This window comes from Anaerococcoides asporogena, assembly GCF_029590275.1.
Taxonomy (GTDB): Bacteria; Bacillota; Clostridia; order Clostridiales; family Clostridiaceae; genus JG1575.
On record NZ_CP120965.1, the window covers coordinates 2,783,792 to 2,801,426 of the forward strand.

At 52.3% G+C, this 17,635-nt stretch carries 16 protein-coding genes; 3 read left to right on the forward strand and 13 right to left on the reverse strand.

What is annotated here, in order from left to right; translation table 11 throughout:
- Positions 1-325 precede the first annotated feature (325 nt).
- The 3 genes from P6M73_RS12805 (at position 326) to P6M73_RS12815 (ending at position 2,852) form a co-directional block, all read left to right on the forward strand.
- Positions 326-1,057: a ferredoxin--NADP reductase gene (locus P6M73_RS12805; protein ID WP_277853425.1), complete on the forward strand. Its 732-nt coding sequence runs from the start codon at positions 326-328 to the stop codon at positions 1,055-1,057.
- A gap of 128 nt (positions 1,058-1,185) precedes the next feature.
- Positions 1,186-2,520 (forward strand): DUF1576 domain-containing protein, encoded by a 1,335-nt coding sequence (locus tag P6M73_RS12810; RefSeq protein ID WP_277853426.1) that lies wholly within the window; start codon positions 1,186-1,188, stop codon positions 2,518-2,520.
- Positions 2,517-2,852 carry a hypothetical protein gene (locus tag P6M73_RS12815; RefSeq protein WP_277853427.1) on the forward strand — a complete coding sequence of 112 codons (336 nt, stop codon included), beginning with the start codon at positions 2,517-2,519 and terminating at the stop codon, positions 2,850-2,852. Before P6M73_RS12810 ends, P6M73_RS12815 begins: the two co-directional genes overlap by 4 nt.
- Before the next feature lie 163 nt (positions 2,853-3,015).
- Here the strand turns inward: P6M73_RS12815 and grdA are convergent, their stop codons facing one another.
- The 13 genes from grdA to P6M73_RS12880 form a co-directional block, all read right to left on the reverse strand.
- Positions 3,016-3,492, reverse strand: a complete 477-nt coding sequence (grdA, locus tag P6M73_RS12820) for a glycine/sarcosine/betaine reductase complex selenoprotein A (protein WP_277855776.1) — start codon at positions 3,490-3,492, stop codon at positions 3,016-3,018.
- Positions 3,493-3,793: 301 nt separating this feature from the next.
- Positions 3,794-4,939 (reverse strand): YkvI family membrane protein, encoded by a 1,146-nt coding sequence (locus P6M73_RS12825; RefSeq protein WP_277853428.1) that lies wholly within the window; start codon positions 4,937-4,939, stop codon positions 3,794-3,796.
- Between the two features lie 88 nt (positions 4,940-5,027).
- Positions 5,028-5,168 (reverse strand): hypothetical protein, encoded by a 141-nt coding sequence (locus P6M73_RS12830; RefSeq protein ID WP_277853429.1) that lies wholly within the window; start codon positions 5,166-5,168, stop codon positions 5,028-5,030.
- Between the two features lie 472 nt (positions 5,169-5,640).
- Entirely contained in the window at positions 5,641-6,735 is a 1,095-nt protein-coding gene (locus tag P6M73_RS12835) for a YkvI family membrane protein (protein WP_277853430.1), read from the reverse strand.
- Between the two features lie 259 nt (positions 6,736-6,994).
- Positions 6,995-8,290: a glycine/betaine/sarcosine/D-proline family reductase selenoprotein B gene (locus P6M73_RS12840; protein WP_277853431.1), complete on the reverse strand. Its 1,296-nt coding sequence runs from the start codon at positions 8,288-8,290 to the stop codon at positions 6,995-6,997.
- Between the two features lie 13 nt (positions 8,291-8,303).
- Positions 8,304-9,590: a glycine/sarcosine/betaine reductase component B subunit gene (locus P6M73_RS12845; protein ID WP_277853432.1), complete on the reverse strand. Its 1,287-nt coding sequence runs from the start codon at positions 9,588-9,590 to the stop codon at positions 8,304-8,306.
- Positions 9,565-9,975 carry a GrdX family protein gene (locus P6M73_RS12850; RefSeq protein WP_277853433.1) on the reverse strand — a complete coding sequence of 137 codons (411 nt, stop codon included), beginning with the start codon at positions 9,973-9,975 and terminating at the stop codon, positions 9,565-9,567. The genes P6M73_RS12845 and P6M73_RS12850 overlap by 26 nt, the downstream gene beginning before the upstream one ends.
- A gap of 195 nt (positions 9,976-10,170) precedes the next feature.
- On the reverse strand, positions 10,171-10,803 hold the full coding sequence (locus tag P6M73_RS12855; protein WP_277853434.1) for a GntR family transcriptional regulator: 633 nt from the start codon (positions 10,801-10,803) through the stop codon (positions 10,171-10,173).
- Positions 10,804-10,903: 100 nt separating this feature from the next.
- The gene (locus P6M73_RS12860; RefSeq protein ID WP_277853435.1) at positions 10,904-13,525 is read right to left on the reverse strand and encodes a translation factor GTPase family protein; all 2,622 of its coding nucleotides are present in this window, start codon (positions 13,523-13,525) and stop codon (positions 10,904-10,906) included.
- A 372-nt stretch (positions 13,526-13,897) separates the two neighbouring features.
- Positions 13,898-14,947 carry an ABC transporter substrate-binding protein gene (locus P6M73_RS12865; RefSeq protein WP_489666506.1) on the reverse strand — a complete coding sequence of 350 codons (1,050 nt, stop codon included), beginning with the start codon at positions 14,945-14,947 and terminating at the stop codon, positions 13,898-13,900.
- An 8-nt stretch (positions 14,948-14,955) separates the two neighbouring features.
- Entirely contained in the window at positions 14,956-15,729 is a 774-nt protein-coding gene (locus tag P6M73_RS12870) for an ABC transporter permease (RefSeq protein ID WP_277853437.1), read from the reverse strand.
- A complete protein-coding gene (locus P6M73_RS12875; protein WP_277853438.1) occupies positions 15,722-16,585 on the reverse strand; it encodes an ABC transporter permease in 864 nt (287 codons plus the stop codon). The genes P6M73_RS12870 and P6M73_RS12875 overlap by 8 nt, the downstream gene beginning before the upstream one ends.
- Entirely contained in the window at positions 16,572-17,630 is a 1,059-nt protein-coding gene (locus P6M73_RS12880) for an ABC transporter ATP-binding protein (RefSeq protein ID WP_277853439.1), read from the reverse strand. The genes P6M73_RS12875 and P6M73_RS12880 overlap by 14 nt, the downstream gene beginning before the upstream one ends.
- Positions 17,631-17,635 lie beyond the last annotated feature (5 nt).

Below are 17,635 nucleotides of genomic sequence, written 5' to 3' on the forward strand. Positions count from 1 at the left end.
TCAATCTTGTCCTTAACACGAACCGCACCGGAAATCAATCGTCCCGGAAATGGGCCTTTGCATAGACAAAGCCACCTCATTCGCTCTCTCACCAAACTGCTCTCAGACCAGACTGCTCTCAGACCAGACTGTACACAAACCCCTCTCGGATGGGACTCCCCTCGGATCAGTCTTCGACTCAGATCAGCCAGGTCAAGCTGGTCACTCTGGTCACACAGAGCTCTCAGACAAAGAATCCACGTTACCTGCCTGGTGATTTGGAGTCGAAGCAAAATTATAGTATAATGCTTTCATTGATAATTACTCTCAGTTATAAGGAGACCCTATGGAATTATTTCCCGTTCGCATGATAGATATCAAGGAAGAGGCCCCCGGTATTCACACATTCTGCTTTGACATTCCCGAAGGCCTGACTTGGGAAGAAGGGGCACATCTGCACCTGGCCTTTCCGGACTTCATGGAATCCGGGCGTAAGGATCCGGAAAAAGTACGTCACATGTCCCTGTCCAGCCTGCCTGATGAAAACAGGATCGCCATTACCACGCGCCTGAACGGTTCATCTCCCTTTAAACTACGATTGGCGCAGCTGTCCAGGGGGGACTCTATGATCCTCTACAAAATCAGCTCGAGGCTGAGCCTTCGTCGGGACAACCGTCCCCTGAAACTGATCAGCATGGGCGTGGGACTGGCAGCATTCCGCCCTCTGCTGCTGGCCTGTGCCCGTCAGTCAGACGGCATCCCTGCCCTGACCAGCCTGACCGCGGTCCGGCCGGGAGAAGAACTGTTTCATCAGGAACTGGATTCTCTCGGGTCAGAGCGGCTTCGCCAGATCTATTTCCATCACAGAGGGGATTTGATCAAAGCACTCAGTCAGCAGGCAGCCGGATCCATTTTCTACATTGTCGGCAGCGAGCTGTTCCTCCGTGACATAATCCGTCATCTCCGATTACTGGGAATACCGGATGAAGACATCATTATTGACAAGAAGCCTGAAGTTCGTGCCATGTTTTTGCAGACAATGGAGCTGATCTCGGAAAGGCCCCTGATCCTCAGCTAGCAACTCCGCCTGGATCCATTCCGGTTCCCCTTCTCCCGAAATAATAATGGTTAAATTTTTATGAGGAGCGAAAAATCCCCCTCTGACTTCTGATATACTGAAAAAAACTTTTTTCAAGGAGAAATCGGATGGACATACTTTCGCTCCTCTTTCGCAGTCCCTCTCCTGAATTGCTGCCCAAGCCGCGAACCGGTTTTCATGCGGCCACGGAAGGACAAAAATACGGTGTCATGCTCTATTTTGCCCTCCTCACACTGGGGGCGGCTTTTTTCTTTAATTCGCCCGGTGAAATCATTCAGGGTCTGGGTCGGATTCTCACCAATCCTTCCATTCTCCTCTCTGATTACCTGGTGATTGGAACTATCGGGTCCGCTTTCTTCAACAGCGCCCTGCTGATGCTTTGCGCGATCCTGATAGCCAGATATCACGAGACAACCCTGAGCGGTCCTCTGATTGCCGCTATTTTCACGGTGGGGGGGTTTGCTTTTTTCGGAAAGAATCTCTACAATGTCTGGCCCATCATGGGCGGAGTGTTCCTTTATGCCAGACTGCGCCGGGAATCTTTTAAAAATGTCATTCTGCTTGCCTATTTCGGCACAGCCTTAGGCCCCCTGGTGAGTCAGATCACCTTCGGTTTTCACTTGCCTTTGCCGCTGGGCCTGTCTCTGGGAGTTCTGTCCGGACTCCTGGCCGGATTGATCCTGCCCCCGTTAGCCAATCACTTTATCCGGTTCCATCAGGGATACAATCTGTACAACATCGGATTCACCGCCGGCATCGTCGGCATGATGTTCATGTCCCTGTTCCGGGCTTTCAACCTTCAGAATACCCCTACAGCACTGGTGCTGGAAGGGCATACCGCCGGCTTGCTGATTTATCTTGGCGTGCTGTTTCTCTCGATGTTGGGCATTGGTTTTTCATTTGCCCGGACCTCCTGGCGAAATTACCGGTATCTGTGGCAAATGCCTGGACAGCTGGTCTCTGACTTTATCGCGACGGACGGCTTTGGTCTGGTTCTGATCAATATGGCTCTGCTTGGCTTTGTCAGCATCGGCTATGTGTTCCTTGCCGGCTCTTCCTTCAGCGGACCGGTGATGGGCGGGATTTTTACCGTAGTTGGATTTGCCGCTTTTGGCAAGCACCTGCGCAATACTATTCCCATCATGCTGGGTGTCTATCTGGCCAATCAGGTCTTTGTCTGGGAAGCCTCCTCCGTCGGATCCGTTCTGGCCGCACTGTTCGCCACGACACTGGCGCCCATTGCCGGAGCCTATGGAGTGATCCCCGGGATCCTGGCAGGCTTTCTTCACATGGCGCTGGTCATGAATGTGGGCTATCTCCATGGCGGCATTAATCTCTACAACAATGGATTTTCCGGGGGTTTTGTCGCTGCCATGCTGGTCCCTGTCCTTGACTTCATCATTTCCATCAAGAAATTTCCCAGGGAGGAATCCGACCAATGAAAAACCAGGCAAAATCCATCAAAATTCTGGAAGAACTGATCCGATATTTTACGTTCCATCAGGTGAATGACCTGATGATACACTTTGACAGTTCCAAGGAATCATTGAACATCAGCATTTCCGGTGCCACCGATGATCCGCCCAATGACATGGCTCAGCTGGAAGAGCTGCTGAAAGCCGGACGCCGCCCGGAATTTGAGGAATACTACTGGGGGCTGCTGGGTTCCTCCTCCACCCGCAACGAGCTGTCCCTCCTGGGCGCTCTGGTGGATGACGGCACGGTCGCCTTTGGCGATGGAGTCCTGAAGGTGACAATCACACGTCACGAATGAGGCAGACACTATCATGACGAATTGCGACTTTTCCCGGGCTTCGTCAAACAGCCCCTGTTTCCTTGTGAGTGCAATGGTCGGTCCCGATCCAAAGAAAAAAGATGCCGCAAAACCATACTAGTTTTGCGGCATCTGATTTATTTTTTGATTGCTTGCTCCAGAATTAGTCCTGGAATTTGGAATGCTGTTCCCGGATGGATTTCATTTCAGCAATGATATCATCCACTTCAAGAACCATTTCCATCATACCAATCTGTTCCTCATAGACATCAGCGTTGACTTCTTCTTTGAATTCAGGTTCCACAGCGTGGTAAACTCTCAGTCCAAGCGCAACTCCGGCCAGAGGACCGGCAAAGGTAGGATCTCCTGCTGTAACTGTTTCAGCTGCCAGACCGGCAGACTCGGCTTCAGATGCACCAATTAAAACCACAACGTTCTCAGCACCGTATTTCTCGGTAGCCTCAACAACTCTTTTCTGGTTTTCCAGGTCCATCGCGCCAGCGGCAGTTCAGACGAAGCATTCGGTGGAAGCAAATACGATTTCTGCACTGCTGTCTTTCAGGCACTCTGCAATTGCAGGAGCCGGAATGCCGTCTCTGTCGCCGATAATGATCACTTTTTTGTCATCATATCTTGACATTACACATTTCTCCTTTGTTTTTAAATTTTGTACAACTCTATTGTAGCCTGAAATCAAGAATCTCTCAATGGATTTTAGATGTTTATCAGCTGTTCATTAAGAAAATGATCCCGAACCCCTGCCAACTGAAACCAGGAGGTCTGAAAATCAAAGCTCCTATTGAGAAAAAATAAGAGCAAAATCCATCGGCTACGGACTCAGCTCTCACCTTCCATTTTTCATTTGACCCGGATGGTCTTCCTTCATCGGCCTGACCTCAGTTCCCTGTAATCTGGGAAACCGCAGTCACCGGCAAGTTCTCCTATTTGTGTTCCGTCTTGATAAACCCCTTGTAGCGTAGGAAATGGACGACCATAATCCCCAGCAGCAGAACCCCCACATATCCGTTCAGTACGTAGATCACATTAATCAGTTTGGGGAATTCTACAAATAACGCAATCACTCCGCCAGACAGCCCCAGGGCAATGACCAGACTCTTGAACCTGACGGTGCCCTCTTTGGCAAACCGGGCGCAAGGGTTCCACAGGAGCGGCACAGCCGTGGAATAAATCCCGACAAACATCATCAGGCTGTAGAAGTTCCCAAACAGTGGGTTGATCTGATTGGCGATGACCAGGGAAGGAATCGCACTTTCGCCAATGAGATGGGCCTTGCTCATCAAGGCTGCGGTCAGGATCAGTATCGCCAGGCACAGTGCGACAGCACCAATCAGCGCTCCCCGTCTGGCTTCCCTGAGACTCCCCGCGCTTTTACCCGTCTCAGCCATGAAGACAGCCATCAGCAGAATCGAAAAACCGACATATGACAAAGCGGCAGTGAACCAGTTGCCGGAGGCCTGCATGAGAGCCCCCTTGCCGACAAGTTCATTGATCACTAGGGTATTCTGTGGAATCAGCGCAGCCGAGGTAAATAAGGTATGGAAAGCCAGATAGAAACAGGCAATGATAACGATTGGCATGATGGTGCCAATGATATTCACAAAATTGTTAAGCCCCAGCAGTACCGATCCGATGACCAGAAGAGTCATCCCCACCGCACCAGCCCAAAGCGGCAGTCCGAACTGCTGCGCTCCGGTGGAAGCAGCGCCCGCGATCATGATGATATAGGTCATGAAGATAAAGGCATTGGAAAAGAAGTCATAGAATCGACCCAGCCTCTCGCCGCAAAAATAATCATACACTTTGGTACCCCGTTCAAATTTCAGAACATTGCCCACGGAAATAAAGCCAACTCCGACAAACGACAGCAGAATCAGCACCACGGCAGCTCCCACAATGCCCCAGTACCCATAAGAAACAAAATATTGCATGATTTCCTGGCCGGTTGCAAATCCGGATCCAATTAACAGCCCAATCAGAGCTCCTCCCATGATAAAGCTGCGTCCCAGACTGTCCTTTTCATCCAAACCAGCTGCAGCGCCAGACATTTTGACTGTACGTTCCGTCACGATCCATCCTCCTGATCATCTTCTATTTTTACTAAGGTTAGGAATCTCCCGGTCATCTTTTGTGCTGCAACATAACCCATATCGTAAATCAGGTGATAAATATCTCATTGACCTGACACACGCTCTGCCATTCGCCCTGTTCTTCATCCTGTCCTTCGCCCTGTTCTTCATCCTGTCCTTCGCCCTGTTCTTCGTCCTGTCCTTCGCATGTTATAAGCCATGACAGCATAACTTGCCAATAACAGCCTGGGAATCCAATGTTTGTCTGATCCGGCTGCTGCAGTCGACTGATGAGTTTGAATGGTGACCTGGTTATGCAGTAGAAAGATTGATGTGTTGTATGCAACACGTTAAAGATTATACATTCAATCAAGAATCGTCAATCCCCTCTGTCAGCTGTTTGAGGTGGTTTGATTGTTATTTTTGTATTTTCTTCTCATACATTTTCACTCTTCTGTATTCTATATTTGCTTTCCTTGTATTCATTTTGAATAATAATTAACAAATATGTCATTCTAAAAAAAGAAGACCGACCGCGGTCAGCTCTTGACCATGCAATCCGTCTTCTCATTGGCTTTCACTGTTGGCTCTTTCGCAGGTTCTGCCGGGATGGTTTATTTCCAAATGGGACGATTTCCTGTCACCGGATGAAGGAACCAGCGATCATATGGCAGAATACCAGGCTTTCAGCCAAGGATCTGTTATAGGGCTTTGGAACCCATTCTGGTGCGAACATCATACACGATCATGAATCCGACCAGGATAAAGCCAAGGTATCCGTTCAGTCCATAAAGAACATTGACCAGATCCTTATAAGGCAGGAACCAGGCTGCGATCAGGCCGATCACACCGCCTACAACCGTCAGCAGTTTGTACCGGGAGGTGCCTTCCTTGGCAATTCTGCCGACTCCTGTCCATAGCAGGGGAACCGCCGTGGTGTAAATCCCGGCAAAAATGATCACTGCAAATGCCTGCGCAAAGACTGGATGGATCTTGTTTGCCAGGATCAGCGCCGGAATATCGGCAGTTGCCGTTTCTGAAATGTGACCGATCAACGCAAAGCAGCATACGGCGGCAGCTCCGAAAATGAACAAGGTGGAAAGAATCATTCCCGTGTTGACCTCTTTCAGCTTATTCTTTGCGCCGATTTCTGATAAGAAGGCGGCGAACCAAAGGATGACAAACCCTCCGTAGGAAAGTCCTGAAACAATCGGGTTTCCTCCGCCTACCTGTTTAATGGGGTAGACGCCCTGATCAACAGCCGCTACATTCGCCCCGAAGTTCGGTGCTCCGCTGATGGCGGTGATCGTCGAAACGATCAGAATCAGGATGATGATTACCGGACCTAATTTGCCCAATGCGTTCAGAATGCCGTCGAGACCGAAGAATGCCGTCGAGACCACCGCAATGGTCAGAATAATGGCTCCCACTCCGTTGGGAAGCCCCCATTGCTGGGTAGCTGTGGAGTTGGCTCCGCCGCACATGACGATAAAGCACATATAGCAGAAGAATGCGGAAAAGTAGTCAAAGAATGTCCCGATGATCTTTCCGCTGTAATGCTGATAAATATCGCCGCCTCGTTCGAGTTTCAGGCGATTACCATTGGTAGCAAAAGAAATGTTGGTGTAAACATAGATGGCGGCAGCGACGAAAATGACGACCCAGAATTGCGAGCCATAAGAAGCTTCATACTGCATAACTTCCTGCATGGTGGCAAATCCGGCTCCGATATAGAACGCGATGCAGGCACCGCAAAGCGCGATGACAGCTCCAATATTCATTTTAGATTTTTCCATTGGTTGATCCCCTTTAATCTCTTTGTATCATACATTCCGTTCTTTGCGTTCAGCAAATTAATCATTCGTAATGCTCCTGCGCGGTTCATCCCCTTCGATTCACGGAACCTCCAGTCGATGCGCTGTCAGAAAGTTGACTATAATTCAGAATGATGCCATTCAAACTTGACCTCTGCTTTTGAATAAAGAGCAGTCCATATACAGATCGTATGACGAAATGTTGGGACTGCTCTTACTCACAGAGGGTACTGTGCCTGTTTTAGAATAGGGTCGGTTCCGTCACCGGCTGAGACAGTGCATGGACTGCGCGCTCTACCAGGCCCATTCGAAGCTTGCTTTCATCCGGCGCTTCCAGTGACGGATTGCCGGTGGGATGCGGGATTGCCACGGTGGGCACGATCCGGTTCGCTCCTACTGACTGGGATATTGTAATAATGGTTGCCATATGAACGATCGGAATGCCGTACCGTTCGATTTCTTTGACCATCGTTGCACCGCAACGAGTACAGGTGCCTCACGTACTGGTCAGGATGACGCCGTCCACTCCGGCTTCCTTAAGTTCTTTTCCGATTTCCTTGCCAAAGCGAATGGAGTTGCCTACAGCCGTTCCGGTTCCGGTGGTTGTATACATGTATTCGAAGACCTTGCCGATCTTGCCTTCTTTTTCCATTTTGCGCAGCGCGTCCAGGGGCAGAACCCGGTCCGGGGATTCATTGGCGTATACAGGATCATATCCGCCATGAATGGTGCAGAACTTGACAGACAGATCATCGAGCCCGTCCACGTTGTACTTGCCCCACTTCTGAGCGGAAGCTGACTGAATCCGGTCCGGATTTCCAACCGGAACGATTCCGCCGGAGGTAACCAGTGCGATGGTGGCCTTGGACAGATCCTGAATCGGGGTTGCCGGTTCCACAGTATCAAAGGTGGGCATGGGCAGTTCCGTCTCATAAGGCTGATCATTGAGCCGTTTCATCAGCATGTCAACTGCGCGGGCGGCTCCGATCTGATCGGAAACTTCCGTAATGCGCTTGCCCTGCTTGAAGTATCCGTCCACCTTCGGATCCAGTTTTTCACCGGCCAGAAGCTTTTTGGCTACTGCTGCCATGCCTGGCAGAGCCTTTCTCATATCCGCCGCGCTGTTTCCGGTCGGGACGGTGTAGGCTTTCAGTTTTGTGACGGTGAGACCCGGATTTTCTTCAAACATACCGGATACCACGGGCAGATCATAGTGATCTACCACATATTCAGCCACGGTGGCCGATGCCATGCCGTAACGTCCGGCATTGAAGGATGGTCCGACCACCACGAGGTCCGGTTTCACCTGATCCATGGCTTTCTTGAACTCAGCCAGGGCTGGCTCGGTGTGCTCATTGATATAGTTGTCTCCGCAGATGAAGGTGGCAACGACTTTTCCCGCACCGCCAAGTTCCTTCTCAAAGCCCATGGCTGGTCCGACCGCGCCGTCTTTCAGTACCGGAGCAAAGTCCGCCTGATCTTCGCCGCCGACCTGGCCAAAGAACTGGTTAACATAGTATAAGATTTTCTTTTCCATTATTCTCCTCCTCCTAGTACTCGACGACTTTCAGGTTATGATAGCCGATTTCGGAAGTCGCTCCGATGACAGCATTGAGCTCGCATTTCATCACTCCGGTTTCGGCATCGTAAGCGCCGGCCCAGCCGCCTGCCAGGTTGGCGATGGATTCTGGATTTCCCATGATCCGGTCAGCCTTGGGCAGAGTCACTACATGAGAGACGTTGCCTGTTGAGACAACGGCTTTGGCCTCAGGCTTGGTATCCGCCAAAGGCTGGCTCGCGCCATCCCAGCCGGAGCATTCATCGGTGATCAGAACTGCTTTGATTCCCTGCTTTTCCAGACGCTGGGCAATCATGACCAGATCGGAATCCGGGTTGCCGTAGCCTTCTTCGGAAACGATGACTCCGTCTGCTCCCAGCTGCTTGCACAGCTTGGCGGTGAAGTCGCAGGACCGGTACTTGCCTTCCAGCGTCGTCAGTTCAGGAACCATGACAGCTCCCACGAAATTGATTTCCTTGCCGTGCTTCTTGAGGAGTTCAAGGATCACGGAGTTGTTCTGATGCTGGTAGGTTGTGATCTTGTCACAGGCTGCCACGCAGTTTCCGGATACAACGGCTCCGTCGATTTCTTCCAGCGGATGGAGAACGGTCGGGATGATCTGCTTGGCATCCACGCCATAGATGTAGGAATCATGGAGAAGTCCCTGGGTAATGAGCATTTCGGCATAAACAACCTTGGGCAGGTTGGGATATTTTGCAGTCTCTTCATCAATCGAACCGACTTCGAATGTATCCGTTTCATAAACCGGAGCGTCCTTGGCAATCTTTCCGACATATTCGGAGGTCAGAAGACCCGCCATACGGACGGTTTTCTCATGCTCGTGCGGCTTCAGTGCCGGATCAACGGTCAGATCAACCACCAGGTTGAAGGTTTTGGAGAAGGGAGTCCACTTGGCTCCTTCGCCCCACATGTCAATAACGCCTTCCTGGAATCCGACAATGTCACCGATGGTAACAATGGCAACTCCTTCCAGAACGTTGTAAGCCCCATGGCCCAGCTGACCGGTCAAAGATGTCACTCCGGCAAAGCCTGGAACACCTTCTACCTTGACTCTTGGCTCAATGACGTCCTTGACGGGGATGATCCGGGTCTTTTCACCTGGCTTTGCGATATCAACGGCAACATCAACGATATTATCCAGTCCCTTGATAAAGCTGACCAATTCATCACGGTTCAAAACCAGTTGTTCCCCTGCGACCGCGTTTTGATCGCCAAACACAACATCACTGATTTTAACCTTGCGTCTTTCCAGTTTCAAATTGATTCCCTCCTATTTGTTGGTAGCGAGCGTCCAGCTCATTTATCTCGTTAAGAGCTTGGGTTAGAAGCTCATTATCGATGAATCCATAGTCGTCCTTGTTCTTGTAGTCCACTCGATGAACTGCCAGGGATGTTTCCAAAAGCTGCAGACTGTTTTCGATGGCCAGGATCGAATCTTCTTCCGGCTGTTCCGCTTCGTCTGTCAGCAAAATGGAGCGAACCGGGGAAAAATGCATTCTCCCGCTGGCAGCCAGCGGCGATGTCAGGAGCCGATGCCCCCGATGGATCAGGTCTCTGGCTTTTTTCAGCACATCCACCTGGTCACCTTCAACCCAAAGTACGGTATTCTGTTCACGTAACAAAATATTATTCGTTAAAATCATAACAACACCTCACTAATATACTAACTGCATTTCAATGGTATGTCAACAGTAACCATTTACATAAATTCAGGTGTTTTCACAGCGAACACAAAAAGTCGAACCCCTGCAATGCCTCACCCAGAGACAGTTACAGGGGTTCGAAGGAAAATTTTCCATTATTTTTTATTAAACTCTCAAAGTTTGCGAAAGATTTACTTAAAAGATGGCTTCCTTGATCCGGGCCAGGAAATCATCAATATGTTCCTTGGCTGCCTGTTCGGCGGCATCTTCATCCTGAGCCTCAATCGCCTCCACAATCAGTTTGAAGGTACGTGTGAAAATCGACATCTCATCGAAATAATCGTTGCAGTAATGCCAGAGCCGTTCGGTATGGATATGCAGTCGTTCCAAGGTTTCGGTGAGCCATTTGTTGTCGCAGGCCTCAAAGATGATCTCATGGAAGCATTCATCCGTATTGATGGCATCCTGGTAGCGGTCCGTAGTGGAGAAGGTTTCCAGTCTGCGGATCAGTTCCTTCAATTCAGCCAGCTGCTCCGGGGTGATTTTCTTCACGGCCAGACGGGTTGCGTAAGGGTCCAGCTGTTTTGTCACCTCAAACAAGCCCTTGACATTTCGAAAATCAATGGCTGCCACCTGAGCGCCGTATCGCGGTACAATCTGGATCAGGGAATCACGCTCCAGTTCCTGCAAGGCTGTCCGGATGGGCGACCGGCTGACTCCGAATTCCTCTGCCAGATCCACCTCATTGAGAATGCTGCCGGGCTTATAGGTAAATTCAATGATTCTGCGTTTCAGTTCATTATAAATTTTTGATTTTTCGTGATCCATCGATTGTTCCCTCTCATTGCCAGCCGGTTATCTCTTTAAGCTGGACTTAATTTCTCTACCAGTATAACTTGTTTTTTAAGCTGAAATCAAATCTAAACATTTATTTGTCTTCTCTTTTCAAAGAATTCTCCTCTGACAGAACATTCTGCAGCGGGCGGTAGGGGATCTGCGGACCACTGCGGCGCTGGTGTTCTGCCATTGCGGCATCCCGGACTTCCGTGACGATCTGGCGGAAGCGGCGGGCGGAAAAAACCAGCGCGCCGCTACCGGCAGCCATCATTTGCTCCGCCTGATCCGAAGTGACCACCCGGACCGGATGGCGGCGAGCCAGTTCTCCGGACCGCCGCTCGATCCAGCGATCGGCGGTTTCATTCTCCCGGGTAAAGACCACGGTGACTCCCTCGTCATCGATCTGGCTGCCGCTGCCGCCGGTGACCTTCCAGGCGTCAAACACCACTTCGATCCGTTCCGCCGTAAAACCCCCATGGTCCTTCAGTATTTCAATAAGCTTCTCCCGGGCAGCGTCAAAATTCACGTTCGCCAGTTCCGCCAGCTCGGGCCAGGCATGTATCACATTGTAGCCATCGATGAGCAGATAGTCCGGACCGGTTCGGGCTTCCTGCCGGGGGAGCCGCACCGTCTCTACTCTGTCAGCCTTCCTGGCCTTTTTCCACTGTTTTTTCTCGTTGGCGTTCGCATAAAAGGTCCGACTGAGGATCTGATCGATCTCCTCACTGCCGATGGGACCTGAATCCGATTGGCGCACGGTCGCCACCGGCGAGTCCTTTGCCGGCTCCAGAATCATCGGTTCCAGGTGAGCCATGGCTGCCACCTGATCCCAGGGCACCAGAACCCCGGCACCGCCTGTGCAGAACACGCTTCCGCCCGGTGCCAGCGCATCCTGTTCCGGATCATAGGCTGCGGCCGCCACCACACTGGCTTCGTCATGACAGGGCTCATACCCGTGAATGTCATAGGACAGCCGGGCTTCTCCCCGCGTCAGGGCCGACAGTTCCCGGAAATAGCTCCGAAGGGTTGCCACCGGTCCCATGCCGGACAGCTCCATTCCTTCCTCTGCCGGCTGCGTCAGAAGATCTTTTGCGCCCAGGCGATCCAAATCCGTCAGAATCCGCCCGACAAAGGACTGCGCCGTCAGAATTCGGAAGCGATAAAAGGGTTCCAGCAGGCGGCAGGCGCCCAGGGCTCTTGCCTGAAGCAGTCCCTGGCGGAGCGCTCGACCGGTCGCTTCCCGAAAGTCCCCGCCTTGAGTATGCTTGTCATGATCGCGTCCGGCTACCAGAGTGATACTCAAATGAGACAGTGAGGCTCCGGTCAGGACACCGGGATGTTCCCGGCTTCTCAGCCAATAAAGCACCTGCTGCTGGCGGTTCACCGCCAGGCGTGAGACATCCAGCCTGGATTGCACCCGGATCCCCGGCGCGGCGGAGGGCTCCAGCAAAAGATGAACTTCCGCGTAGTGGCGCAGGGGCTCAAAATGCCCGATTCCAACAACGGGCTGTGTGATGGTTTCCCGGTAGATGATGGAACCTTCGTCCACCGAAACCTCCAGATCCCCCCGCTCCCGGATCAGCTCCAGCAGAACTTCCAGCAGTATTTCACCCATGATGTGAACCAGGGGATAACCCTCAGAATCCACCAGGACATCCAGGTCCGGCAGTTCCTCCCCCAGTTCCTTCACCAGGGCGGTCAAGCGCGCCCGATCCGCCTCGTTCACCGGGCGAAGCCGATAACTCAGCACCGGGAACACGGTCGGTTCGATCTCTTCCTCCCCTTCGCCCAAGACCTGTCCCGCCCGCGTAGAACGTAGGCCGGCAAGCGCGACAATATCTCCCGCGACGGCTGTCTGGACGCTCTCGTATCCGGTTCCGGTATAGCGTCTCAGTTCATTGATCTTGTCCTCGCCGATCAGGCTCTTGTTGCGCAGCCGTCCGCCCGTCACCTTGACATGAGTCAGGCGCTGACCGGTTTCATCCCGACTGATTTTATACACCCGGGCCGAGAAGGTGTCCGGATAATCCCGGGACCGGGTCCAGTCAAACAGCCCCTCCAGGAACTGGGTTACCCCGGCTCCCTTCAGCGCCGACCCGGCGTAGCAAGGAAAGAGGGTCCGCCTGACAATGGCTTCCTGAATGGTATCCGGCTCCAGCTGCCCGGCTTTCAGATATTCCTCCAGCAATGGCTCCCAGGCCAGCGAAACTTCTTCTGACCGAGTCACATTTCCGGAAAACTCCTGGATATGATCCGACAGCTGAGTCCTTAGCTGATTCAGGATCCTGTCGGGATCCACGCCGGCCTGATCGGTTTTGTTGATAAAAAGAAATACCGGTACCCGGTAGGCTTCCAGCAATCCCCACAGCCGCCGGGTCTGAGCAGTTACTCCGTCCGCGCCATTCACCACCAGAATGCAGTAATCCAGGACCGCCAGGACACGCTCCGTCTCCGGACCAAAATCCTGATGCCCGGGTGTATCGAGCAGGATCAGGGAGGTGTCATGCCCCGCCAGCCGGGCGATTTTGGAAAAAATCGTGATCCCCCGCCGACGCTCCATGTTGCCCGTGTCCAAAAAGGAGTCCCTGTGATCCCCCCGCCCTTTCTGCCGTAGTGCGCCCCCCTCGAAGAGCAGCGCTTCCGCCAGAGTTGTTTTCCCCGAATCCACCGGTGCCAGAATTCCAATGATTCGATGATTTGATCGGATCGCCATCCGCGCCCTCCCCCTTTCGTTTCTGCTTCATTGCAGCCAATAGTTACAGTATATCACTCTTTACACCATCAAACCCCACATACGAGGCTTCGATGCAGTATCGGTCCCTCCGCTTCATCCTGTCCAGTCGAATCAAAGTCCGGTGAATTACACTCCGCCGAAAAAGGGGAAGCCCCTAAAACAGGCATTTCGGAAAAAAACCGGCCTTCCGGCCGGTTTCAACTCAGTCTGTCTGATGGGATTCTCGATCACTCCGAAGCAGAACAGCCCTCGATGCAGACCAGCCATCTCTCTTAAGCAGGACCTCTGCCCTGAATTCAGTTCAGTTCAGTTCACATCAATTCACTTCACTGAGGAAAGCAATTCTTCGCATCAATGATTCTTGACGTTCTGCCAGATGTCATCGTATTTTTTGACAAAGGCACCCGGATCCCGGAACACTTCCAGGTTGTCGAGAATGGACTTGTCCGGGTAGGCGACTTCACTGTCCTTCAGGTCTTCCGACAGCAGTTCAATGGCCGCGGAGCTGGGCAGGGAATACCATACGTATTCCGCATTCTGGGCCGCATTCTCCGGTTCCAGCATGAAATTGATGAACGCTTCGGCCTGTTCCGGGTTTCTGGAGGATTTGGGAATGACCATGGAGTCAAACCACAGGTTGGACCCTTCTTCCGGGACTGCATAGGCCAGGTTTTCGTTCTCCGAAAGAGCATCAACGGCATCCCCGGAATACATGACGGCCAGGGCGGCTTCGCCATTCTTCATGATGTCCTTGGTCTGGTCGACCAGATAGGCATATACCAGCGGATACTGTTCGATCAGCAGTTCCTCCGCCTGGGCCAGCTGAGCCTCATCGGTGGAATTCATGGAATAACCCAGGCGCTTCAGGGCAATGCCCAACGAATCCCGGCTGGAATCGAGCATGATGATTTCCCTGGCGTATTTTTCATCCCACAGGATATCCCAGGAGGTGACTTCTTCATCAACCAGCTCCGTGTTATAGACAATGCCCAGCGTTCCCCAGAAATAGGGCGCGGAATACTTCTGATCCGGATCATAGGAATGATTTAAAAATTCAGGGTCCACATACTTCATGTTGGGCACATGATCCCAGTCAATGGGGCGCAGCATGCCCTCCTTCATCATCTTTTCGATCATATAGTCAGAAGGCATCACCACATCATAATTGGATACGCCGTTCTTCAGTTTGACATACAGATCCTCGTTGGTATTGAACGTGGAATACACGACGTGAATGCCGGTTTCCTCCTCGAACTTGGCCAAAAGGTCCTTATCGATGTATTCACCCCAGTTGTAGACATTGAGGGTCGCTCCGTCCGTTTCATCCGGGGTGCAGCCCAGCAGAAGCGGCAAGAGCAGAAACGCCAGAAGCAGCAGGGCGACCAGCTGGGTCCATTTCATTTTTGGCTTCATGGCGTATCCTCCCGATCCGTCTTGAGATAAGTAATTACCAAAAGCCCCAGCATCATGACGAACATTAAAGTTGACAGCGCGTTGATGACCGGGTTGATGCCTCGCCGGGCCATGGAGAAGACCATCGTTGAGACGGTTTCCACCCCATTGCCGGTGGTAAAGAAAGAAATGACGAAATCGTCAATTGACAGGGTAAACGCGATGAGCGCGCCGGTAATGATCCCCGGGCGAATCTGAGGTATCACAACCCGCCACAGGGTCTGCCAGGGAGTCGCCCCCAGATCCATGGCCGCTTCCGGCAGAGCTGCCGGCATCTGCTTGAGCTTGGGCAGCACCGATAAAACCACATAGGGCACGGTAAAGGCAATGTGGGCCAGGGTCAGGGTCAAAAGGCCAAAGTCCAGGTTCAGGCTCCGGTAGAGCACCATAAGTCCCACAGCCATGACAATATCCGGGTTGATGATCGGCACCTGGTTAAGCGCCAGAATCCGTCGCCGGGTCTTAAACAGATATTGTGACAATCCAATGGCACCCAGGGTTCCGACGGTGGTGGAGACTGCCGTAGTCACAATGGCCACCGTAAAGGTGTTGCGCACGGCGGACAGAACCTCCTCATCCTGAAACAGAGCCTCATACCAGACCAGGGAGAAACCGTCCCAGCTTCCCCTGGTCTTTCCTTCATTAAAGGAAAAGACAATGAGAACAACGATGGGAGCGTACAGGAAGGCAAATACCGCAAACAGGTAGCATCGCTGCCAGAATTTAGCCATGGGACACCTCCTCGCCGACAAGGCGGCTCCGGTCAGTCAGCGGCTTGAGCGACGCCGAATCCTGCACATCTTCCTCTCTGGTAAAAATCAGGGAAATCACCAGGAACACCATAAGAATCACCGACAATGCCGAACCATAGTTCCAGTCGCCGGTGACCGTGAACTGCTGCTCGATGACGTTGCCGATCAGGTTGGTTTTATTGCCGCCCAGCAGAGCGGTAATCTCAAAGGTTGAGATGGCGGGAATAAAGACCATGGAAACCCCGGACAGAACACCTGGCAGCGACAGCGGGAAGATGACCCGGGTGAATGTCTGCAGTCGATTGCTTCCCAGGTCCTGAGCTGCCTCGATCAGACCCTGATCCATTTTTTCCAGGGCGGTGTAAATTGGCAGAATCATAAAAGGCAGGAAGTTATAAACCATGCCCAGGATAACCGCTCCTTCGGTATAGAGCAGATCCGCCGGTCCCATGCCAAGCCGGCCCAGCAGACTGTTGAGAATGCCGTTTTTCGAAAGAATCGTTACCCAGGCATAGGTTCGAAGCAGGAAGTTCATCCACATGGGGATCATGATGAGCATGATGGCTGTCGTCTGAAATCGGGTTCTCAGGGAGGACACGATATAGGCAAACGGATACCCGATGATCAGAGACAGGATCGTTGTCAAGGCCGCAATCCGCAGTGACCGGAAAATGGTTCCAACGGTCCGGCCCGACCAGATCCGGCTGAAGTTGGACAGCGTGAACGATCCGGTCTCAGTGGTCAGCGCGAAATAAAAGACCATGAACAGCGAGATGACCACAAAGACTCCAGCCCAGACCAGATACGGCGCCGCTGTTTTCTTATAGGCTTTCATCTCCTTCGACCTCCCCTTTGCGCATGATGTGGATATTGAAGGGAATAATCCGGATGCCGACTTCTTCTCCGACGTTCCGGTGCAGGGTGGAATGGGCCAGATAGATCTCCCGATTGGTCTGGATCCGCATCTCGTTATGGACCCCCATGAACAGACTGGAGAGAACGGTGCCGCGCAGCATGCCTTCGGCTGGATCCACCAGCTCCACATCCTCCGGCCGAATGACGACATCTACCGGTTCATTCTTGTCAAAGCCCTCGTCGACGCAGCGGAACCGATGGCCGGAAAACGTCACGTCACAATCAGCGTGCATGATGCCTTCCAGGATATTGGATTCCCCGATGAAGTCTGCCACATAGGCGTTGATCGGCTCATTATAGATGTCAATGGGGGTTCCGACCTGCTGAATGATCCCTTCATTCATGACCACGATGCGGTCGGACAAGGTCAGAGCTTCCTCCTGGTCGTGGGTTACGAAAATAAACGTAATGCCGACTTCTTTCTGGATGCGCTTCAGCTCGATCTGCATTTCCTTGCGCAGCTTCAGATCCAGAGCGCCCAGTGGTTCATCCAGCAGGAACACCGCCGGCTTCAGAATCAGCGCCCGAGCCATGGCCACGCGCTGCTTCTGGCCGCCGGATAGAGAGTCCACCTTGCGTTTTTCATACCCGCCCAGGTCGACCAGCTTCAGCATGTCCTGCACCTGACGGCGTACGTCCTCTTCTCTCGTCCCGCGAATGCGCAGACCAAAGGCCACATTTTCATAGACATTCAGATGAGGAAACAGGGAGTACTGCTGGAATAGCGTATTGACCGGCCGCAAATGAGGCGGCAGAAGCGTTATATCCTGTCCGTTGAACAGAACCTGTCCGCGATCAGGGGTTTCAAACCCGCCGATGATGCGCAGGGTTGTGGTTTTGCCGCAGCCGGACGGACCCAGCAGGGTGATGAATTCCCCTTCCTGGATCTCAAGATTCAGATGTTCAAGAACCGTCTGGTCCCCATAGGTTTTGCGAATGTCTTTCAATTCAATTTGAACTGCCATTTGTC